This is a genomic window from Proteiniphilum saccharofermentans, assembly GCF_900095135.1.
Classification (GTDB): Bacteria; Bacteroidota; Bacteroidia; order Bacteroidales; family Dysgonomonadaceae; genus Proteiniphilum; species Proteiniphilum saccharofermentans.
The window spans coordinates 908,189-929,715 of the sequence record NZ_LT605205.1 but is presented as its reverse complement, the minus strand read 5'-3'; the positions used below and the strand labels follow the sequence as shown (position 1 = coordinate 929,715).

The following is a 21,527-nucleotide window of genomic DNA, read 5'->3' as shown; positions in this document are numbered from 1 at the left end:
TTACTTTTCAAATATAAACGGGATTTTTATTTCATCGTCTGCAATCTCCGCATTCAGTATATTATCTGTTTTCCAGTACCTGATCGTTTTAGGGAATTCATTCTGCCTGTTCTCACAAGTAAAAGAATTGTTTTCATAATCGATCACTTTGAAATCGGTAGATTCCTTATCACCCTTCATTTTCACCTGATAATACCAAACTCCATCAATGGGTGACAGGACCGTATTCTCTTTCCAAATCGTATCGTTATCTCTTAATGTAAAGCTCTCTCCTATATAAGTTGAGTCGTTCTCCTTTTTCCAATTTTCAAAAGTCCTTTTTCCCTCCTCATCATTGGTTCTATTCCATTCACCAAGTAAAAAATCAAAATCATATCCTGTATAGGATAGTGGTTTATTTGAGTTTTCGCTCTTATTGGAAGAACAGGCAATCATAAAGAGGGAGAGAAAGAGGATCATTATTCGGCTGATTGTTTGCATTTTATATCTATTTTAAAAGGGTTGTTATAGATATTGAACTCTAAACTGTCGGTTGTCGACAGTTTAGAACCGGAGTTTCAATTTATTAGGAACATCTGCAAAGTCGTTTTTGTTTTGTTGATTCAGAAAAAATCGTCAGATTTATATAAAGGAGATCAACCCGGCAAAGATGACCGGAGATTGCTTTGCAGAACGAGTACAAAACATTGCTTAACAGCGCTATATGCGATTATCCCCTTTCAGGCGATTGATCTCTTTTTGTAATGTTTGTTTTTCCATTTTGGATTTTGTAAGCCGGATGGCTTGTTCATATTGATTGACAGCCTTTTCAATATTTATATCGGCATACAGGTAACCCAACAACTCGTGATAGTGGTTGTTACCCGTAAGATTCAGCTTTTCTGCTTCAACAATGGCTTTTTCGTGTCCGTACACTTTAGCGAAAGCAAATGTCCGATTCAATGCAGCAACAGGAGAATATTCAATCAGAATGAGTTGATTATACAATTGCAGAATGTGCTGCCATTTGTTTTCATCAGCGGAGGCCGTATGCCAGTATGCAAACCAGACCGGGAATTTAGATCATAATCGAAAGATTACGCCTAATATTTAGATTATAATCGAAAAATTACGCCTATATTTTAGAATAGAAAGTTTTTTTGCTACTTTTGAGGTTTAAATTGGTTAATTATGAAACTTCGGGATTTACAGCAAACTATTCAGAGCAGTTGCTTTAAAGGGAAAATCATACTTCTTTTAGGTGCTCGTCAGGTGGGAAAAACGACATTATTGAAAGAGGTCATTTCTCAAATTGACATACCATCCATCTGGTTGAACGTAGATGAGGCTGATATTTTACAGGCTTTTGAAACGGCAACCACCAGCACACAACTATTACAACTGATTGGAAAAAACAACAAACTGGTTGTAATAGATGAAGCCCAACAAATTACGGATATTGGCAAAAAACTAAAATTAATTTACGACACTAACCCCGATATCCAGATTATTGCTACCGGGTCCTCTTCTTTTGATTTACAGAATAAGATGGCAGAACCACTCACCGGGAGAAAACGAACATTTTATCTGTATCCTCTTAGTTATAAGGAAATAGCACAGGATCAGTCTGTTCTGGAAGCGAGAAGACTTTTGGAAACACGGCTGATTTTTGGCTCATATCCTGAAGTAGTAAACAATCCGGGTAGTGAAAAGAGTACACTTATTGAGATTGCGAATAGCTATCTGTATAAAGATATCCTGAAACTGGACAATATCCGTAAGCCTACTCATATTGAAAAATTGCTACAGTCTTTGGCGTTCCAGGCTGGCAGCGAAGTCAGCTACAACGAATTGGCCCAAACCATCGGGAATATAGATACTGCGACAGTAGAAAAATACATTGATCTACTTGAAAAAGCGTTTATCATATTTAAATTACCTGCTTTAAGCCGAAACCTGCGCAACGAAATAAAAAAAGGGAAGAAGTATTATTTTTACGACAATGGTATACGCAATGTACTTATTAATAACTTTTCCGGTATTGATTTAAGACAAGACAAAGGGGCTTTGTGGGAAAACTTCCTGATTTCGGAACGGATAAAAAACAATCACTATCAGGGACGATATACCAATATGTACTTCTGGCGAACGCATGATAAGGCGGAAATTGACTACATTGAAGAAGAAGACGGATTGCTGAGCGCTTTTGAATTTAAGTGGAAAGCACAAAAGGTTCGTTTTGCCAATTCCTTTCTGGAAGCATATCCTAACCACGAGACAGCAGTAATCAGCCGAGAAAATTTTGAACACTTTGTCGGCTTGTAATTATAATCATAACCTTCCAATCTCATATTTTGCCATCTTGAAAGAGCCTTTTAATAATTTGACCGTCGGCGGCAAATCATCTTTAAACCAGATTGAAACAGCTTTATTGGGCAACATAACGGGAAAGAAAATTCTGCACCTGCAATGTCATTTCGGGATGGATTCTATCTCACTATCCAGAATGGGTGCAAGTGTCGTGGGAGTTAATCGTTCATTAGCCCATACTAAATAGTCCGGATCACATTTTCCATATCCAGACGGAATTTAGGGGTTATCGAGGGCTGGTTGGCATCTTCTTTATCCCTGTAACCGATAGCGACAGCAAACAGTGTTTTGTACCCGTCCTGTTGTAAAATACGATCGTACGCTTCCGTTTGGATCCCTTCCATCGGGGTGGAGTCAATTCCCATGCTTGCACAGGCACTCAAAAAGAATCCTAAAGAAAGATACACCTGACACGATAACCACGATTTAATTTCCGACTCACCTTTGGGTTTTACCATACGGTTATAATAACCAGCTTTTTCAGATCCCAAAAGGGTAAGATTCCCGTTCTCAAAATCTTCCACATTCTCAATCACACTGAAAACAACTATATGACTGGCATCATTGATTTTCTGTTCGTTATGATAGGACACCTTCGACAACTCGCTCTTCGTTTTCTCCTCCGAAATAAAAGTAAATTTCCATGGCTGGCTGTTTATCGAGGAGGGACTTAATCGCAGGATCTCCTTCAACTGTTCGATCGTTTCATCGGCGATTTTCCCATTTGGATCATATTTTTTGGTGGTGTATCTGCTCTTTGCAATATCTAAAAAACACATATCATTAAAATTAAATTATACTATATTTTTTGCAGATACAAATATAGTGAAAGTCGAGAGGTAAGCCAAGCTTGCTTAAGCTTGCCCGAAACGCATCCTATATTCTACAAATATAGCGAAAACCGAGAGATAAGCCAAGCTTGCTTGAGCTTATCCGAGGTGCATCCTATATTCTACAAATATAACCATAGTACACCTTACGGCAAAACAAAAAGAATGATCAGGTGTAAAGATCATTACGTCATTCCGATAAAAGACTATCTATCAAAGAATTGAAATCCTTCTTAAACTCTTCATAGAAAAGTCCTGTTGCCGGGCCGTTAAAACCCGTATGTATTTTACGCACTTCTCCTTTCTTGTCGATAAACAGCGTGGTGGGATAACTTGAAAAGTTCTCCACTTCGGGAAGTGCATTGGCTACGCTTTCCCGTCCGACTTCCCCGCCAAACAGAATTTCGTAATTTGTACCGTATCTGTTCTTCAACCGGGTCAAAGCGGTCTTCGCATAATCGAAATCGTTCTTGCGCTCAAAAGCGATTCCTATAACCTCAACACCTCTGTCTTTGTTCTCATCATACCAGGGCGCCAGAAACTCCATTTCATCCAGACAGTTGGGACACCAACTTCCGAGAATGGATACGACCACTACTTTACCGCGATAGCGTTCATCGCTCAATGATATGTTCTGACCCTCAAGATTCGGCAGGTTGAAACCAAGGGAACTGTATCCCGGCTTTAATTTGGCCAATGAATAAGGATCTGCCAATTCGGCGTAATCATTTCTCGCACCAATGATTTCCGTCACGCCACGGGTAGTATAAAATTTCCCGTTAAAAGCCGAATCGTTTGAAAATTGAATCTCAATAAGGTATGGGCTTAAACCGCCGAAAGCAGAAAGATCAACACCCGATCCGGTATAAGCTCCTTCCAGAAAGCGCAAATCTCCCGAGTTAGTAAGGATAGAGCCGGTTACAACATTGTTTTCCGATTTAAAAACTCCCACATTACGGGTCGTATCGCCTTCTTCACTGATGAAAAGTACATCCCATTTCCCATCGATACGGGTATCAGGTGTGGTTTCAGCCGGACTAAAACGTTCTTTCACCCCGAATGTGGCATGGAACAAAACTCCGGGATCGTTCTCGATATAGTTTTTAATAAATTTTCCTTCGATAGCATCACCGGAAATAATCCCTTCTATATAAGCATCATAAGCTGCAATAGGGATGATAAGCGTGTCGGATTGAAAGTGGACGCTGTCTAACTTCACCCGCTCCACGCCGTTCAGTAATGTAACCGAAGCTTTGTCTGTACCTGCATCACTGACTTCAAAGAGAAAAGGAGCTTTCTTATTTTCTGCAACGGAAAGTTCCCCCTTCCAGATTCCGTTTTGCAAGGTATTTTGCTTTTGGCAGGACACTATCAAAAGCGCTGCCAATAAATAAACCGTCCATTGAATTTTTAGCATGATTTTTTCTTTTTTATTTAGAGAATATAAGATGCGCCTCGGAAAAACTCAAACGAGTTTGGTTTTTCGCTCGGCTTTCATTATATTTTACAAAGCTAAGAAACTGTTTTCAGTTTTACGAATGTCCGTTTTAAAAATTTCCTCAACGATCATTTGAAAACCCACAACCTGGTTTCAATTACGTCATTCCCCTGGGCTGCTATTGCATCCTGATAGCTTTGCAGATTGACGGTCTGCTCTTTGATTGGATAATATAATCTGGACGGAACGCCTCCATCACCGAACAAAGGTGAGAATGTATAAGTGACCGGCTGACCTTCAATCACTCCTGAAAAGATCACATCATCCTTTTTTATCAGGAAATCGGGATAACCGGTTCTGCGATAATCACTCCACGCTTCGAGAAACTGGGTGAACAGGGCAATATATTTCTGATTCAGCACATTCCGCTCGTTGGCCGGCGGCAGTTGCGACACATAAGCATTTATATCAGCAGAGGCAACACCCCATTTTTCGAGAGATGCTCTTACTCCGTTCACATAGTTAGCCTGACTCCAGTTATTGTATTCGGAGATTAAAAACTCCACTTCGGCATATTCCAATAATACCTCTCCATAATCAGCGGCGCTGTAGATACTTCCGGGAAGGCTGACATCACCTGCCGCAAAACTGCCTGCCTGCGCTTCAGTCAACCCGTAAGCCAATCCTTCATAAACACCAAGGTTATTTACTGATGCGTACTTACTTAGCCGCGGATCAGCAACCGGGAGCTGGTTGTTTTCACCTTTCAGCAAATCTATAAATGGTTTCGACAGGGCAAAATCGCGCCTGTTTGCAGTGACAGTAGCACGATAATAAGGTGCCTCGTTGGGTGCAGCGGCGGCATACTTGTAAACAGCATTGTCCGCATTGCTTGTGAACACGCCTTTCTCTAACGCATCGGCAAAATGTGATTGATAAAGGGAGTTGTTTTTTGTCTTTAAGCGGGTGGCAAACCGCAACCGCAATGAATTGGCAAACTTTGCCCATTTCGCATTGTCGCCACCATAGATAATATCCGATACACCAAACGTTCTCTCCTCCGAATATTTCAATAAAGTATCGCCCGCCTGTTTGAGTTCGTTGAGGATATCCGTATAGATCTTTTCCTGCGAAGCATATTTGGGCGTAATGTTATCGGGATTCTGCTGCAATGCCTGAAAATCGGGATCATCGCTGTCGTAAGAATTATAGGGTACATCGCCGAAGATATCGGTGAGCGCATAGTATGCATACGATTTCAGGACACGACTGATCGCTATCTGGTTAGCATTCCTGCCCGCTCCGTCCGCCGTGACCAGATCTTTGGTGACAGGATCGGTGTTCAGGTTGATAATTTCCTGCAGATTGTTCAGCACACTGTACAATCCGCTCCAAATATCCGCCGAATAGCCGAAAGGAATATCATAACGCGATTGGCTGGTATAGGTAATCTGGCTGATCTGTTGGACAAACAATGCCGAGCTTCGTAACGATGCCTGTTCGCTTCTCACATTATCAGTCAGATGCTTTTGCGCCGTTGAGATCAACGAGGTAGTCGGAACCGACGAGGGCCGGTTAGGGTCGATATTCAGGTCTTCATCGATGCAGGATGTAAATCCGATTGCCGACAGGATAAAAAGTATATATAATGGTTTCATATGATTATTTTATTTCGGTATATGGAATTATTGATTTGCTAAATATCTTGAATCTTGAATCTTAAATTTTGAATCTATTTAAAACTTAATACTCAGATTAATTCCGTAAGTAAGAGGAGTCGGCATATTACCGCCTTCAATTCCCTGTACGTTTCCACTGCTGTTCGTGAGTTCAGGATCGATAATTTTACTTTTCCTGTACAGGTAAAACAGGTTGCGTGCATAAAGCGAAGCTCCGATACTTTTAACCGGCGCATTTTCGGGTAATCTGAAATCATATCCTAACGACAATTCCCTGAGTTTAATAAATGTGGCATCGAAAATATCGAATGCTGTCGGCCCGTTGTAATGGTTTCTTGCCCATGCCTGCGCTGTCACATTTTGTGTGTTCTGGGCTGTATTGGTTACCGAATAAGTTCCGTCAGGATTGAATGTTACATCAGCAGTCACACCATCAGCGACAACCCCCGTTTCACGGATTCCATTGGCTGCCGTTTCCGGTAGGATTCCCGAATACATCGCCACCTTATAAGTTTGGGAGAAGAATTTACCTCCCACACGGGAGTCTATCAGGAAATTGAACCGCAAGTTCTTATACCGCAATCCGTTTTGGAAACTCCACAGGAAATCAGGTAAAACGCTGCCAAGTGGCACCAGTTGTTGTGTACGCATATAAAGTCCATCGTCACCGATCACCTTTTGTCCATCAGGAGCATACACGAAATCATAACCATACAATTGTCCGTAACTTTCACCCTCCTGGGCAACCAAACTGACCAGTGAAGTACTTAAATCGAGACGGCTTACGGCATCGGAAAGTTCGATGATCCTGTTGCTGTTTTTAGAGTAATTGACTGAAAAATTCCAGTCAAGATCGCGGGTTCTAACCGGATTCACTCCAAGAATCACCTCAACACCTTTGTTATTGATCTCACCGGCGTTAATCAACTTTGAAGAGTAACCGAACGCGTCGGAGGTAGGAAGCGAAATAATCTGATTGCGACTTGTATTGTTGTAATAAGTGAAGTCGATACTCAACAGGTTTTTGAACAGTTGGAGTTCTAACCCGGTTTCAAGTGAAGAGGTAATTTCGGGTTTGAGGTTCAGGTTGTTCAACTGGTCCGGTAACGTATAGGCAATATTCCCGTTAATGGGTGTGATAGCCTGATATACTTTATAGAGCCGATAGGGATCGGTATCGTTCCCAACCTGCGCCCATCCCAAACGGTATTTTGCAAACGACAGCCATCTTTGTTCTCTCAAACCGGGTAGTTCACTCAGGATAACCGATGAAGTTACCGAAGGATAAAAATAGGAATTATGCCCTACAGGCAAAGTCGAGGACCAGTCGTTACGGAATGTACCGTCGAGATAAACAGTACTTCTCCATCCATAAGAGACACTTCCGAAAACAGAAGAGAGTTCTTTTTTGTATAATCCTGTTTCAGGGCTGATGACTGTAGAGGTAGCGTTATTCAGACTGTAGTAATTAGGCACAATCAATCCGCCCGAAGTAGATATATCGCTGATACGACGGTTCCTCTGTAGGAAGTTTGTCCCTAAATTAGCAACCAGTGAATGGACATCCCATGAACGATTGAGGGTAGTCAATAATTCGTAATTAAATTCGCCATACTTTTGGCTATATTCCTGGTACATGGATTGCGAACGGGAATTATACGCAATCCTGTCCTGAAAGTTGTACTGAAAAACATCGGCATAAATACGGCCGGTCACCGAAAACCATGATACGGGGGAGACTTGTATTCCGAAATTTCCGTACAATCTGTCCCTGTCTTCCTCAAGATAACTCTCATAGGCAGACCAGTAGGGATTGTCGATATATTTTGTCTTTTCGTCTTCAACCGTGTTTCTGTAACCGGTACGGTTCCATGCACGGGGCGTTCCGTCCGGGCGTTTGTATTCACTCAGTTTCTTGTAATCCACCTGCACCGCTCCCCATTGGTACGCTTCGAGGATGATATTCCGGTTGGATGCACCTGTCCACGGACGGCCTTTGGATACCGTCTTCAGGTAATTGGCACTTGCAAAGAACGAAACATATTCTCCGTCCACGTTTCCGGAAAGAATAAGCGAGTTCTTGTCGAGTGAAGCATTCGGAATAGTTCCCGTTACGTTTTTATTGGTGAACGATACCCGGAAAGCAGAATTTTCATTTGATTTGGAGAGCGAAATATTGTTTGTATTGGCAATCCCGGTTCTAAAGAAATAATTCACATCGTTCTCGGGATATACCCATGGTTCCGGTCTCAGGTATTGATCCGGATATTCGGGATCGAGATTGTACCAGTGCAACACAGGGGTACCGTCTAATTTAGGCCCCCAGCTTTCGTCGGCAGCATAATCCACTATATTGTAGGTCTGGCCGTCGATGGTCGCCGTGGCAAAACTCATATTATACCCGCCACCGTATAATTTCTGGCGTTCCGGCAATCGTACCACATTTTCAAATTCCAGGCCGGTATTGATTTCAATGGCAATCTTACCGGCACTGCTCTCTCCTTTTTTAGTGGTGATCAGGATCACCCCATTGGCAGCACGGGAACCGTAGAGAGCAGCTGCGGATGGACCTTTCAGCACGTTTACTGAGGCAATATCATCCGGATTAATATCCTGGATAGTACTGCCGACATCTTTCCCTGCACTGCCGTGGATTGTAGAGGAGCTGTTCAGATCGCTGTTATCCAGCGGAACACCATCGATAACATACAACGGTTGGTTGGTTCCGGTGATGGAATTAATTCCGCGCAAGGTTATTCGCGAAGAACCACCAAGGTTACTTCCACCCGAGATAACCTGCAACCCTGCTATCTTACCGGAAAGGGCTGTCAACGGATTCGTCGGCCGCGTCTGAAATGCATCGGATGAAACATTCTGCACCGCATAACCAAGCGCTTTCCTTTCTCGGGGGATATTCAGGGAAGTAATCACCACTTCGCTCAACGTCGTAGTGCTTTCCTGCAGGATGATATCGATTCTTTCCGATTTTGATACCTGAACCTCCTGACTTGTAAAGCCTATATAGGAAAATTCGAGGACTGTTCCACTTTCAATGTTTATACTGTAATCGCCCTCAATATCAGATACCGTCCCCACTGCGGGATTATTCTTATCCACAATGGTAACACCGGTAAGCGGACTTCCTTGTGGATCGGTTACATTTCCGGTAATGGTAACCGTGCCTCTATTCTGTGCCGAAAGACTAAGCACAAAAAGGCTGAGAAATAGAACTAGACTTGCTTTGATAACCTTCATCTTCTCTCAATATTTATGTTAGAAAAATATCTTTTCTCTGTTTTAATAATTTGTGAAGTTTCTCTTCTAAATGTTGACTACAAATTGTCTCCTATGAAAAACGGCTGATTCATTTTAATGATCAGCCGTTTCTTTTTATATACCTGTTTCACCTATGTACATAAGAGATACCGACTGTCGGGTAATTTGCGACAATTCATCATCGTGATATGCATGCGCTTAGCGTTGAACAGGTGCATCTGGTTGTTATTTAAAGGGTTTATTCTTAAATTTTGTCAAGTGCCTGCTGCAGGTCGGCTTTGATATCATCGATATTTTCAATACCCACAGAAATACGAAGCAATCCAGGTTCCACACCGCTTGCTCTTTGGGCTTCAGGCGATAATTGCTCGTGCGTAGTAGCTGCCGGATGAATGATAAGCGACTTAGCATCTCCAACGTTGGCAAGATGGCTTAATAACTGTACACTATCGATCAGTTTGTCAGCATCCTCAGGTGCACCTTTCAATTTGAATGTAAGCACGGCTCCCGGTCCTTTGGGGAAATATTTCTGTGCCAAAGCATAATATTTACTGCTCTTCAATCCCGGATAGTTTACATATTCTACCTTCGGATGCTGCTCGAGCCATTCGGCCAGCGCCTGCGTATTCTCCACATGACGTTCCAGGCGAAGCGACAGGGTTTCCAATCCTTGTACAAGGAGGAAAGAATTGAACGGGCTGATGGTATTTCCCCAATCGCGCAATCCTTCTACCCGCGCACGGATATTGAAAGCAATATTCCCAAACGGGCCATTCGCACCAAATACATCCCAGAAAACCAATCCATGATAGCTTTCAGAAGGTTCGGTGAAGGAAGGGAATTTACCATTTCCCCAGTTGAATTTACCGCTATCCACAATCACTCCTCCAAGGGAGGTCCCGTGGCCGCCAATCCACTTAGTAGCCGACTCTACCACTACTGCTGCACCGTGTTCTATGGGACGGAAAAGATAACCGCCTGCACCGAATGTATTGTCCACGATCAGTGGAATATCGTGTTGACGGGCGACCTCGGCAATGGCATCGAAATCGGGAATATTCAGTTCCGGGTTACCGATCGACTCCAGATAAATGGCTTTGGTATTATTGTCAATCAGTTTTTCAAACTCTTCAGGATTTTCATTGGGAGTAAAACGAACTTCAATACCCAATCGTTTGAACTGCGATTTGAATTGATTATACGTCCCACCGTAAAGGAAAGGAGTCGAAACAAAATTATCTCCTACCTGTAAGATATTATTCAGTGCGATGAATTGCGCCGATTGTCCCGAAGAGGTGGCCAATCCGGTCACACCGCCCTCTAAAGCTGCCACACGTTTTTCAAAAACGTCGGTCGTCGGGTTTTGCAAACGGGTATAGATATTCCCGAATTTGCGAAGTCCGAAAAGATCGGCTCCGTCCTTCGCATCTTCAAACACATAGGATGATGTCTGATATATCGGTAAAGCACGGGCATGCGTTGTTTTATCCACTTCTTGTCCCGCGTGTACCTGCAGGGTTTCAAATTTATAATTGCTCATATTGGTAATGTTTTAAATAAAATACAATGTGTAAATAGAAAAATATTGAAGTTTTGCGATTGCAAAAAGGGTATGTAGAATTGCAGGTGTGCTGTCAGCAGCACATTCGGCTTAACGGGAGAGAAGCCTTATGGAGGTTGTTTGTATAGGGAAGAGAAGCAAAATAAATGTCTGTCGTTTTCATTATTTTTTTACTTTTAGTCTTGTTTAACGATGCAAAGATAGGGCAAGGGATAAAGTATGGCAATACCATAAATATAGTATATTTAAAAAAGAGTATCGTAGGGAGATATTTTTCGTTCTAAAGATGGATAAGTAGAATAGCATATCCGAAAGATTCGAAAAAATCTACATATCAAAATCACCGGAGCGGAGGCGCTTCTTCCCGGATTGTTGTTTTTTATCATCCAACCGTTTTTGTATGGATTGAAATGTCGGTTTGGTCGCAATCCGTTTCATTTCCGGTTTCAGGGCCTGACGGATAAGAAGCCGGAATTTTCCTATTGCTGTTTTTTTGTTCAGCCACTGGGTGCGTTCGGAATCGCTACTGACCTGCAATACTCCGTTTTTATTGATACGGTTGGATAATTTCCCGAGGATCAACTGTTTCTGGACATCAGTAAGGGCTTCCGAGGCGTTCACATCGAACGAGAGCACGACCTTCGAGGCTACTTTATTCACGTTCTGTCCCCCACTGCCACTACTCCTTACAGCAGTAAAAACACATTCCCCGACCACCTTCTCTATATCGATATCCATCATTACTACGGTTTGAAAACTGAATCACAAACATAATAAAAGCCAAGACGAGGCCCATCTTATGTTCTGCAAATATAACCTTATTTATACAAAAACTGAGCTTCCATAAAGGATGTTTTGAAACTTTTGTTTAACTTCGTAGTCAGTTCATTCAGAATAATAAAATGCGTACTTATCTCATCGCCGATAATCAGGATATTACACGGGAAGGACTTATATCTGTACTGAGATCACAGGATATGAAAAACCGTGTGGAAACGGCTCGTACCCGCAGCGAGCTGCAGGCACGATTGCGCAGCTATCCCGAATCGGTTGTGATACTGGATTACACGCTATTTGATTTTGTTTCCGTCAATCAACTTTTAAACATGAAGATGGGAGCAAAAGCATCGTCATGGATTTTGTTCTCTGACGAGTTGGAGGAGCGTTTTTTACATCAGATATTGTTGATCGATCCCAGTATCAGCGTAGTGATGAAGCACAATCCACTACAGAATATCCTCGATGCCATTACCTGTGCCACCTACGGTGAAACCTATTTATGCGATATTGCAGAGTCGGTACTAAAGGACGGAAACTTTCAGAAAAAAGAGTCGGATACTCTGACCCCCTCAGAGAAGAGTATTCTGCGGGAAATAGCCCTCGGGAAAACCACTAAAGAAATAGCTTTTGAGAAACACCTCAGTTTCCATACCGTAAATACCCACCGCCGGAATATTTTCCGGAAACTGGCCGTAAATAATGCGCACGAGGCCACAAAATATGCGCTGCAAGCCGGTTTACTCGATTTAATGGAGTATTATATTTAGAACGAAGAGACCGCCAACAATTTATAATCGAGATTATCGGTCGTAAGATCAAATTCCAGTGCGTGGTTTTCCTTAATACCGGATTATATTGTAACTTTTACTTTACATTACCCCATTTATCGTCATTTTTTTCTGACTCCACGACTACCACTACTACGAACATTTATAGTTTAATATTACAACAAACTAAATTACCGAAATGTTGTTATAAGAAAAATAAGTTTAAATTTTATTCATTCTTAAAAAATCAAAGCCTTATGAATACAGAAAATTTAAGTAACCATGCCGCCATTGACAAATTGAAGGAACTGATGGATAAAATCGACATCGGCAGGGAAGGGAAATTGTACTCATAATATATTACCACTTTAATACCAAGTAATATGGATGTAAAATCTAACGAACCATTCTGGTTGGTAAAGAACGGATTACTGGCATCTTATCCCTCGCTTCACAATGATGACGAATGCGACGTGCTGGTGGTTGGCGGCGGTATTACAGGCAGTTTGATAGCACACCAATGTGTTGGAGAAGGATATAAAACGATACTGATAGACAAGCGCGAGGTATGCAACGGAAGTTCTTCCGCTACCACCTCAATGCTCCAATTCGAGATTGATACTCCTTTGTATAAATTGATTGAATTAGTCGGCGAGAAAGGAGCCGTAGCAAGTTACGATGCTTGTTACAAGGCAATAGACCAATTGGGAGAAATTGCTTCGAAGATAAAATCGAAAGCCGGTTTCAAGAAAAAAGACTCACTCTATTTTGCCGCCTTTAAAAAAGATATGGATTGGCTCAAGAAAGAACTTGAAACAAGAAATAAGGCCGGATTTGAGGGAAAATGGCTCGAAGCAGAAGAAATCCTGAAAAAATATGGTATACACGGAACATACGGAGGCATTCTTTCTAAACAGGGAGCGAGCATAGATGCTTTCTGCCTGGCACACGAGTTGTTGGAATACAATCACAAGAAAGGATTACAGGTCTATGATAAAACCGAACTGACCAGTGTCGAGTACAAAAGAGGGTTCAATCACTGTACGACTGCTACCGGAGCGGTTATCAAAGCGAAAAAGGTCGTCTATTGCGTAGGTTACGAAGCCGTCAATATGATCAGGGAGAAGTTCGTGGACCTGCTCAGTTCCTATGCCATTATTTCGGAAGTGGACGAAAAACTCTACTGCCAATATAAAGATATACTCATCTGGAATACAGCAGATCCTTATTTATACATGCGTACTTCGGATGACGGCCGTTTCCTGATTGGAGGCGAAGACGAAGAATTCCGGAATCCATCCAAACGTGATGCACTGATCGGCAAGAAAGAGGAAAAGCTGGTCCAAGCATTCAAAAAACTGTTTCCCGATAAATCATTCTATTCCGATTTCGCATGGGCAGGTACTTTCGGCGAGACCAAAGACGGCTTACCCTACATCGGTGAACACTCCGATTTCAAAAACTCTTATTTTGTCTGTGGTTTTGGCGGCAACGGTATCACCTTCTCCGTAACTGGAATGGAGATGGTCTCCAACTGGCTTAAAGGGAAAAAGCATTTGTTATCACCCTATTTTGCTTTTGGACGCTAAGCAGTTTATGGAATATAAAAAAGCCAGTTTGAATTATTATTAACCGGAATTGTTTACCGGACGCACTGCGCACAAACTCCTTTCATCACGAAATTAACATTCTCAAGACGAAAGTTCCGGGGTAAAGGTATATCAGGGATGGAAATACTTTCCATACAGTAAGTGTTTCCACATTTATTACAATGGAAATGTACATGAAGGTCGCCAAGGGAGCATTGGCAATCGTCACGGCAGACCGAATATTTAATGGAGCCGGAACCGTCGTCTATGCTATGGATCAGATGATGTTGATGGAAAAGGTTTATCGTTCGCGATAGCGTAGACTTATCGACTGTTCCCATTTCACCCTCCAGATCGGAAAGGCTGAAAGCTGAATCATGATGAAGCATGGCTTCCAATACCAGCATCCTGATGGCGGTCGGCTTTATTTCCCTATGGTGAAGTATCTTTTCTATATGTTTCATATCCATAATTTACCAGTTCAACTTTCGCAAGTTGGTTTATTGCAACTAATGTATTTGTGAAAATATAGTTACTAATTATTATCCAATATAAGAAAGTATAAAGATAACCATTCTAGTCCGACTAAAAGCAAGATAGCACTAAAACTTCTTTCGCATGATACGGATGGCATTGAGTATAGCCAGTAACGATACGCCTACATCTGCAAATACCGCTTCCCACAAAGTGGCCAGTCCTCCGGCTCCAAGAATTAGCACGATAAGTTTAACACCAAAAGCCATTGTGATATTCTGTATTACGATCTGACGGGTAGCTTTGCCAATACGGATCGCCATAGGGATTTTAACCGGCTGGTCGGTCTGAATGACTACATCTGCCGTTTCTATAGCCACATCACTCCCCAAACCTCCCATCGCGATACCCACATCACTCATAGCCAGCACAGGAGCATCGTTTATTCCATCTCCCACAAAAGATACCTTATTGCCCGGATTAATAGAAAGTTCCTCAAACCGTTGTACCTTGCCTTCGGGCAACAGATCTCCGTAAGCACGGTCGATGCCCAACTCTCCGGCCAACTTCGAGACGATAGCTTGTTTATCACCCGAAAGCATCACGATATCTTTTATCCCGGCTTTGCGTAACTCTTCGACCGCCACTTTTGCATCCTCCTTAAGCTCATCGGCTACAACAATGTACCCGGCATACTTCCCATCTACTGCACACAAAACAGTAGTTTCGGGAATATCTGCCACTTCCGGAGGATAAGCGATACCATTGGTCTCCAACAGTTTCATGTTTCCGGCTAGGATCTTCTTCCCGTCGAGTTCAGCCTCCAGACCTTGTCCCGCCACCTCTTTGACATTTACCGGTTGTGCAAAGGGTATTCTTTCTTTGGGTACCGAAGAAACAATGGCTTTGGCTATCGGGTGGTTGCTCTGCGTTTCCACAATAGCCACGGCGTGCAACAATTCTTCTTTCGAAAAACCCTCTTCGGGAATGATATCCTGTACCTCGAATACACCTTTGGTCACCGTACCGGTCTTGTCCAACACCACAGTATTGATCCTGGTAATAGCATCCAGATAATTGCCGCCTTTGAACAGAATCCCCTGACGCGATGCGGCACCGATCCCACCGAAATAACCTAATGGTATACTGATCACCAATGCACATGGACAGGATATCACTAGAAATACCAATCCACGGTATAACCAATCATTGAACAGATACATAAACTCAGGGTCAATCAGCGACCACATCCAGGGCAATACCACAATCAGCACAGCCAACATAGTGACAACCGGGGTATAGATACGGGCGAATTTACGGATAAACTGTTCGGCCGGAGCCTTACGTTCAGTGGCATTTTGCACGAGTTCTAAAATACGTGCAAGCGCACTTTGCCCGAATGGTCTGGTTACTTTTATCCGGCAGACGCTATCCGTAGCGATCATACCCGCCAGTACCTCTTCCTCTTTTTTGATATTTCGGGGAACACTTTCACCCGTCAGCGCAGAAGTATTGAACGATCCCGAATCAGTGAGCATAATACCGTCCAACGGAACCCGTTCGCCGACCTTTACCTCGACCGTTTCACCTACACTGACCTCTTCAGACAAAACTGTCTCAATACCATTATCCCTGATCACAGATGCTTTCTCGGGACGGACATCAAGTAATGCCCCAATATTTCTCTTGGCCCGATTGACAGCCGCTTGCTGGAATAGTTCCCCGATGGAATAAAACAACATGACCGCTACGCCCTCCGGGTACTCTCCAATAAAGAAAGCCCCGATTGTGGCAATACTCATCAAGGTGAATTCATTGAAAATATCTTTTTCCTTCATGGCTTCCCAGGCTTCTTTTAATACGGGAATACCTACCGGAAAATAGGCAATAAGGTACCACACCAATCGTACCCATTGATTTTCGAAGAAGGAAATATTCGTAGCGGACATGGTTATTCCACCAATCAACAACACAAATGATATCACAGCTCTTGTAATGGGGCCTTTCTGAGATATCTTATCTGTTTTATTGGCGCTTAAAGTGGCCGGAGTTACCGAACAAGAGCCATTACTACAACAATTTGCCATAATATCGTATTTTGCTATTCAACTTTCGAAAGTTGAATAATTGTCACTAAATCATTCTCTGAATTTTTTCGACTTAATCGTATATTTTCATCTGATGTACTCGCGAAAGTTCAGTTTTAATATATCTAATGCAAAAGTACAACCAATCCGGTGCAACTGGGTTGCAATCTCCCATAGTCTTATTCGTTTTGTGGCTTTTATTTGCCTAAAATAATTATCTTTGCTGATAATAAAACCCATTCAATTTCAGCAAAAGGGAAATTAAGATCACAGATAATTAATGAGTTCAAATCAGGAAAGCGCTTCACAATGGCTGGGTAAGAGGATAGCAGAAGCAAAAGGAGCATATTTAGCTGCCTCGGTATTTACCGTTATTAGCGCGGCATCTTTTGTTGTTTTTTGCTGGTATTTGTCGGAATTCGCTGCAGCGTGGGTCGACAAGGGGATTGTACAACCCCATAGATTGCTGTATGCATCACTGTTTCTCACCGGCAGGTATGTTTTCGCCCATTTTGCTTCACAGTTCAACTACAATGCCGGCAATATAATCGTTTCCAAAATCAAGAAAAAAATATATCCTCTGTTACTTAACAACAGCCAACTGGACTCCACCTCAAGCGCTTTGTACGTTACGAGGATAAGCGACGACCTGAAGCCTTTTTACGCTTTTTTTATCCCCTATTCCGTGGCTACGGCTTTGGTCAGTACAGTGTTATTGATCGCCTGTTTCTGGATTGAAAGATGGGTAGGGATTATATTACTGGTATCGTTGCTGGTCATCCCCATGCAGATGGCGGTCATCGGTATAGGCGCTGAAGCGCTTCACAGAAAACATACCAATCTCTTCCTTAAATATTCAGCTGTGTTTTATAACCGTCTTCAAACCATTGCGGAGATCGTCAATCTGGACAACTTCAAAGCACAGTACCGCTTTTTATCGGGAAAGAGTAAGGAACTGAGTAAAGCGACAACCAGTGTCATGCGGGTTGCATTCCTATCGTCCACAGCGCTGGAACTTTTCGTTACAATTGCCATTGCCGCTATTGCCATTTACCTGGGGATGAGCTTACTTGGGATTATGCCCGGTCCCAATTACGGGAAAGGTTATGATTTCGGTACTGCATTGTTTTTGCTGACTATTACACCTTATTTTTTCTTCTATTTGCGGAAATTCGTAGGTGCTTATCACGACCGGAACAAGGCTTTGGCCTCGGCAGAACTATTGATGCCGATACTGAACCAGGAGATCATCCCTCCTTTATCCGACCTAAATGAAAAGATCAATAGTTTTGAGATCAAAGGTTTGCATTTTGCTTATCCCGATTCGCCGGTCAAAGTGCTGAATAATATCAACCTGCAACTGCCTGTAAAAGGATTGGTATTGGTGAAAGGTATTTCGGGTTCAGGAAAATCCACCCTGCTGAAAATCTGCACAGGTAGCCTGTTCCCGCAGGAGGGTATGGTTTCAGTCAATGGCAAGGACAACGAGTGGTCTCACCAGTGGTTAAAAGAGAACTCGTCGTATATGAACCAGTTTCCATTCATTTTCGACGGAACGCTGCGATACAACGTCTTCCTTGAGAAAGAGGCAGAGAAACAGGCCTGGTATCCTGAATTCCTGGACAAGATACTTGCTAAAAAGGAGGATGGATGGCAGACCGAATTGAGTCATAACGGAAAACAACTTTCGGGTGGAGAAAGACAACTGGTGACGCTTGCAAGGATGATGTTACATCCCAGGCCGGTAGCGATCATGGACGAACCGACGGCCAATTTGGATAGCGATACAATCGAAATCATTCTTCCTCAAATTGTTAAATTGGCCGAAGAGCGGTTGGTAATTGTTGCTTCGCACGAGAAAATGTTCGACGCTGTGGCCGATGTCACATTAAACTTAAACTGGGGGGAACAGATTTAATGTGCCAATATGCCAATGAGAATAATGTGAATAATAGAACTGATGGGACAATGGGACTAATGAGCCGCCCGATATCTCATTCAATTATGGTCAAAAAAGTAAATTAACCGTATGCATAAGTTTGTTGTAGAACATATATTGCAACCCTTCGCAGGTAAATGGGTAAGAGGTTTCTTGCTGCTCGCCCTATGGACGGCGGCATTTATAGCCCTTCCGGCTATCTCGGGGTGGTTTCTGGCCATCTGTAGTGTAGCATTCATCACGGCCAGCACCACATTCTCCTATCTGATCCCGTCTGCCATCATCCGTCTATTGGCGCTGCTACGCACTGCGACAAGGTATTTCGAGCGGATAGAAAATCACAAAACCACCCTCGACGCACAGCAGCGTATCCAGTTAAGGATATTCCGGGCGGTAGCTAAATTTCCCTATTTCAAGAAACAGGTCAACAACAACTCGACATTGTTGGAGAACAGCACACAAGGTGTTGAACAGATACTGAATTACATCCTCTTATGGCTTTTACCGCTCACGGCATTGGTAGTTACCCTTATCATCTACTTTGTTTTTCTTATCCTGTTCTCACAGGTCATAGCCATAGAGTTTTTGATTTCTGCCGCCATACTCCTGTTCATTGTCCCCCAACTCTTTTTCCGGAAAAACGGAAAACTCTACAAGTCATTGAAAACATATCGGGACGAAAACAACCAGGAACTTATCCAAAGTTTCCGGGGGCGGATAGAGATCTCAAAATACAATATGGAGGAAAAGGTGATCGGACAATACGAGCAAAGATTGGGACAACTTGAACGATTGGAAAATAAACTACAAACCAACTCATTCTATCTGCAACTGATTGCCGGACTCGGATTTAGCTATATAGCCGCTTTCCTTCTCTGGAATTCGGGTAATTACGGTATTGAGGCTTCCACCGCCATCGGGATATTCTTTGGTATCATGGCACAGGCCGAATTATCGGAGATGCTTTTCTCAGGAAAATCGGAAAAAAGCTCGGTCAAGCAGCAGATCAGTGATGTGGAGTCGATTATCAAGCAAGGTGAACAACCCGTTGAGACGGTACAGGTAAGTTCTGCCCTGGAAAATCTAACCCTGAATGGTGTAAGTGCGAAAATCCCCGATACGCCCGTACGCACTGCTGATGTGTCGTTAGAGATTAAAAAGGGAGAATGGATCGCACTCTTTGGCGAAACAGGGAAAGGGAAAACCACCCTGCTGAACAGCCTTTTTTACCCTGAGTACCGGCGTAGCGGCTCATTGACCTGGAACAGTGACAAGGAGTTGACTCATTTACCCGTGCCTGAAGCTGTCTATGTCACTCAAAAAGCCTACCTACTTACCGGCACCTTACGTGAAAATTTCGAAGGCTATCCAGATGAAGCGATTGAACAGGTGTTGAAAACAGTCGATCTCTCAAGCTGGCGGTCATCACTTCCCGATGGTCTGGGAAGCTGGCTGGGTGAAAACGGCGAAACGCTGAGCGGCGGACAGCGGAAGAAGTTACTGTTGGCACAGGCGCTCCTCAAAGAGCCACAACTGCTGGTCGTTGACGAACCCACTGCCGGTATCAGTTCCGAAAACGCAATTGATATTTTCCGTAATATTAAATCACAGTACCCTGACATCACCATTCTGATGGCTACCCACCTGAAAGACTTTGAAGGGGTGGTTGATAAAGTGGTAAGAATTTAAGACAGAGTTTCTTTATCTATTTTCCTGTTTGTTGGCTGCCTCCCAACCGTAATCAATATAATTCCATGACATATTCCCCTCGTTATCCACCCGGACGAGCATATATCCCTCTTCGGTATCGAGCAGCGGACCTCCCCACCATCCTGCAGAAACAGCTCCACCTGTCACAAAATAAGTATTGTTCACCAACAACTCTTCATGTAAATGTTGGTGTCCCTGAAGAATGACTTTCAAATTATAATCCAGCAGGATATCCCATACCTCCTTGAAATTGGAGAACATATCCGCATCTTTGACTACGCCTTCCATAGCAGGGTAATATAGCGACTGAAAAGGAACATGCGTAACAACCACCAGCGGAGTTTCCCGGGATATGGTTGCCAAATCGGATTTTAGCCATTCCACCTGTTCGGGACCTACGCAGTATTTCCCCGTTGAATCATTGATTTGCACGCTGTTTAATATCACAAAATGAACTCCCTTGTGATCAAAAGAATAATAGGTATCACCAAAATATTTTTCGAAAAATTTAGATCCCGACACATCGGGTTCATTATTAAACGTATAATATCTATCATGATTACCAATAGTTAAATAAGCTTTTACGCCGGATCCGGTTACGGCCGATTTAAATACGCTCATGAGAGAATCGGCTCTGAGTGAGTCCTGAGGTTGTAAGTGATCCAGATCTGCAAGGTCACCGCCAAAAATCACAAAATCTATGTTTTGCGATTTTGCATGTTCTAATGCCTGTTTTAGTCCGGCAGCACTGACATCCATATTATTGCTGTTCATATGCACATCTGTCAGAAATGCAAAACTGAACGCTACTTCTTTTCCCGGGTTGCTGTTTTTTCCGGAATTTTCTGTACAAGAAAGGAATAAAGCTATTAACGAAATGGCAATAATTAATTTTTTCATATGACTATTCTATTTTTTCCGGGATATGTTTCACACCCATTTCATCTTGATATTCATATTCAATACTACAAAGTTAATTCAAATAAATATTGTTAGTACTAAAAGAAGCTTTTATATTACTTTCAATAAATGATGAAATACGCAATTA

At 42.7% G+C, this 21,527-nt stretch carries 16 protein-coding genes and 1 pseudogene; 6 read left to right on the top strand and 11 right to left on the bottom strand.

The window, feature by feature from the left end; all coding sequences use genetic code 11:
- On the bottom strand, window positions 1-480 hold the full coding sequence (locus tag PSM36_RS03630) for a DUF6265 family protein (protein WP_076928935.1): 480 nt from the start codon (window positions 478-480) through the stop codon (window positions 1-3).
- 219 nt (window positions 481-699) lie between these two features.
- Window positions 700-987: an RNA polymerase sigma factor gene (locus PSM36_RS03625; protein ID WP_232001507.1), complete on the bottom strand. Its 288-nt coding sequence runs from the start codon at window positions 985-987 to the stop codon at window positions 700-702.
- 183 nt (window positions 988-1,170) lie between these two features.
- Here PSM36_RS03625 and PSM36_RS03620 point away from each other — a divergent pair, with 183 nt between their 5' ends.
- Together PSM36_RS03620 and PSM36_RS17685 are read left to right on the top strand one after the other, a co-directional pair.
- On the top strand, window positions 1,171-2,304 hold the full coding sequence (locus PSM36_RS03620) for an ATP-binding protein (protein ID WP_026327336.1): 1,134 nt from the start codon (window positions 1,171-1,173) through the stop codon (window positions 2,302-2,304).
- Between the two features lie 70 nt (window positions 2,305-2,374).
- Window positions 2,375-2,518 (top strand): annotated as a pseudogene (locus PSM36_RS17685) (SAM-dependent methyltransferase); the annotation flags it as partial.
- Window positions 2,519-2,528: 10 nt separating this feature from the next.
- Here PSM36_RS17685 and PSM36_RS03610 read toward each other — a convergent pair.
- The 6 genes from PSM36_RS03610 to arfB all read right to left on the bottom strand — a co-directional run bounded on the left by PSM36_RS03610 (window position 2,529) and on the right by arfB (window position 11,874).
- Window positions 2,529-3,128 carry an NAD(P)H-dependent oxidoreductase gene (locus tag PSM36_RS03610; RefSeq protein WP_076928933.1) on the bottom strand — a complete coding sequence of 200 codons (600 nt, stop codon included), beginning with the start codon at window positions 3,126-3,128 and terminating at the stop codon, window positions 2,529-2,531.
- A 241-nt stretch (window positions 3,129-3,369) separates the two neighbouring features.
- Window positions 3,370-4,596 (bottom strand): TlpA disulfide reductase family protein, encoded by a 1,227-nt coding sequence (locus PSM36_RS03605; protein WP_076928931.1) that lies wholly within the window; start codon window positions 4,594-4,596, stop codon window positions 3,370-3,372.
- A 149-nt stretch (window positions 4,597-4,745) separates the two neighbouring features.
- Window positions 4,746-6,275, bottom strand: coding sequence for a SusD/RagB family nutrient-binding outer membrane lipoprotein (locus PSM36_RS03600; RefSeq protein WP_076928928.1), 1,530 nt, complete (start codon window positions 6,273-6,275; stop codon window positions 4,746-4,748).
- 78 nt (window positions 6,276-6,353) lie between these two features.
- Window positions 6,354-9,551 carry a SusC/RagA family TonB-linked outer membrane protein gene (locus PSM36_RS03595; RefSeq protein ID WP_076928926.1) on the bottom strand — a complete coding sequence of 1,066 codons (3,198 nt, stop codon included), beginning with the start codon at window positions 9,549-9,551 and terminating at the stop codon, window positions 6,354-6,356.
- 265 nt (window positions 9,552-9,816) lie between these two features.
- Window positions 9,817-11,112, bottom strand: coding sequence for an O-acetylhomoserine aminocarboxypropyltransferase/cysteine synthase family protein (locus PSM36_RS03590; RefSeq protein WP_076928924.1), 1,296 nt, complete (start codon window positions 11,110-11,112; stop codon window positions 9,817-9,819).
- Between the two features lie 348 nt (window positions 11,113-11,460).
- On the bottom strand, window positions 11,461-11,874 hold the full coding sequence (arfB, locus tag PSM36_RS03585) for an alternative ribosome rescue aminoacyl-tRNA hydrolase ArfB (RefSeq protein ID WP_026327335.1): 414 nt from the start codon (window positions 11,872-11,874) through the stop codon (window positions 11,461-11,463).
- A gap of 161 nt (window positions 11,875-12,035) precedes the next feature.
- Here arfB and PSM36_RS03580 point away from each other — a divergent pair, with 161 nt between their 5' ends.
- Window positions 12,036-12,680, top strand: a complete 645-nt coding sequence (locus PSM36_RS03580; protein WP_019539570.1) for a response regulator transcription factor — start codon at window positions 12,036-12,038, stop codon at window positions 12,678-12,680.
- A 383-nt stretch (window positions 12,681-13,063) separates the two neighbouring features.
- Window positions 13,064-14,269 carry an NAD(P)/FAD-dependent oxidoreductase gene (locus PSM36_RS03575; protein WP_019539568.1) on the top strand — a complete coding sequence of 402 codons (1,206 nt, stop codon included), beginning with the start codon at window positions 13,064-13,066 and terminating at the stop codon, window positions 14,267-14,269.
- Window positions 14,270-14,322: 53 nt separating this feature from the next.
- Here the strand turns inward: PSM36_RS03575 and PSM36_RS03570 are convergent, their stop codons facing one another.
- Window positions 14,323-14,739, bottom strand: coding sequence for a Fur family transcriptional regulator (locus tag PSM36_RS03570; protein WP_019539567.1), 417 nt, complete (start codon window positions 14,737-14,739; stop codon window positions 14,323-14,325).
- A 132-nt stretch (window positions 14,740-14,871) separates the two neighbouring features.
- Entirely contained in the window at window positions 14,872-16,830 is a 1,959-nt protein-coding gene (locus PSM36_RS03565; protein ID WP_076928921.1) for a heavy metal translocating P-type ATPase, read from the bottom strand.
- A 280-nt stretch (window positions 16,831-17,110) separates the two neighbouring features.
- On the opposite strand from PSM36_RS03565, the gene PSM36_RS03560 reads away from it, so the two are divergent.
- Entirely contained in the window at window positions 17,111-18,748 is a 1,638-nt protein-coding gene (locus tag PSM36_RS03560; RefSeq protein ID WP_019539565.1) for an ATP-binding cassette domain-containing protein, read from the top strand.
- Window positions 18,749-18,859: 111 nt separating this feature from the next.
- On the top strand, window positions 18,860-20,458 hold the full coding sequence (locus tag PSM36_RS03555; protein ID WP_076928919.1) for an ATP-binding cassette domain-containing protein: 1,599 nt from the start codon (window positions 18,860-18,862) through the stop codon (window positions 20,456-20,458).
- Between the two features lie 12 nt (window positions 20,459-20,470).
- Here the strand turns inward: PSM36_RS03555 and PSM36_RS03550 are convergent, their stop codons facing one another.
- Window positions 20,471-21,379 carry a metallophosphoesterase family protein gene (locus PSM36_RS03550; protein ID WP_076928917.1) on the bottom strand — a complete coding sequence of 303 codons (909 nt, stop codon included), beginning with the start codon at window positions 21,377-21,379 and terminating at the stop codon, window positions 20,471-20,473.
- Window positions 21,380-21,527 lie beyond the last annotated feature (148 nt).

What these genes read in the sequence shown, in the direction of transcription:
- PSM36_RS03630 (WP_076928935.1), bottom strand. Translation starts at nt 480, where the DNA reads ATGCAAACAATCAGCCGAATAATGATCCTCTTTCTCTCCCTCTTTATG.
- PSM36_RS03620 (WP_026327336.1), top strand. Translation starts at nt 1,171, where the DNA reads ATGAAACTTCGGGATTTACAGCAAACTATTCAGAGCAGTTGCTTTAAA.
- PSM36_RS03610 (WP_076928933.1), bottom strand. Translation starts at nt 3,128, where the DNA reads ATGTGTTTTTTAGATATTGCAAAGAGCAGATACACCACCAAAAAATAT.
- PSM36_RS03605 (WP_076928931.1), bottom strand. Translation starts at nt 4,596, where the DNA reads ATGCTAAAAATTCAATGGACGGTTTATTTATTGGCAGCGCTTTTGATA.
- PSM36_RS03600 (WP_076928928.1), bottom strand. Translation starts at nt 6,275, where the DNA reads ATGAAACCATTATATATACTTTTTATCCTGTCGGCAATCGGATTTACA.
- PSM36_RS03595 (WP_076928926.1), bottom strand. Translation starts at nt 9,551, where the DNA reads ATGAAGGTTATCAAAGCAAGTCTAGTTCTATTTCTCAGCCTTTTTGTG.
- PSM36_RS03590 (WP_076928924.1), bottom strand. Translation starts at nt 11,112, where the DNA reads ATGAGCAATTATAAATTTGAAACCCTGCAGGTACACGCGGGACAAGAA.
- arfB (WP_026327335.1), bottom strand. Translation starts at nt 11,874, where the DNA reads ATGATGGATATCGATATAGAGAAGGTGGTCGGGGAATGTGTTTTTACT.
- PSM36_RS03580 (WP_019539570.1), top strand. Translation starts at nt 12,036, where the DNA reads ATGCGTACTTATCTCATCGCCGATAATCAGGATATTACACGGGAAGGA.
- PSM36_RS03575 (WP_019539568.1), top strand. Translation starts at nt 13,064, where the DNA reads ATGGATGTAAAATCTAACGAACCATTCTGGTTGGTAAAGAACGGATTA.
- PSM36_RS03570 (WP_019539567.1), bottom strand. Translation starts at nt 14,739, where the DNA reads ATGGATATGAAACATATAGAAAAGATACTTCACCATAGGGAAATAAAG.
- PSM36_RS03565 (WP_076928921.1), bottom strand. Translation starts at nt 16,830, where the DNA reads ATGGCAAATTGTTGTAGTAATGGCTCTTGTTCGGTAACTCCGGCCACT.
- PSM36_RS03560 (WP_019539565.1), top strand. Translation starts at nt 17,111, where the DNA reads ATGAGTTCAAATCAGGAAAGCGCTTCACAATGGCTGGGTAAGAGGATA.
- PSM36_RS03555 (WP_076928919.1), top strand. Translation starts at nt 18,860, where the DNA reads ATGCATAAGTTTGTTGTAGAACATATATTGCAACCCTTCGCAGGTAAA.
- PSM36_RS03550 (WP_076928917.1), bottom strand. Translation starts at nt 21,379, where the DNA reads ATGAAAAAATTAATTATTGCCATTTCGTTAATAGCTTTATTCCTTTCT.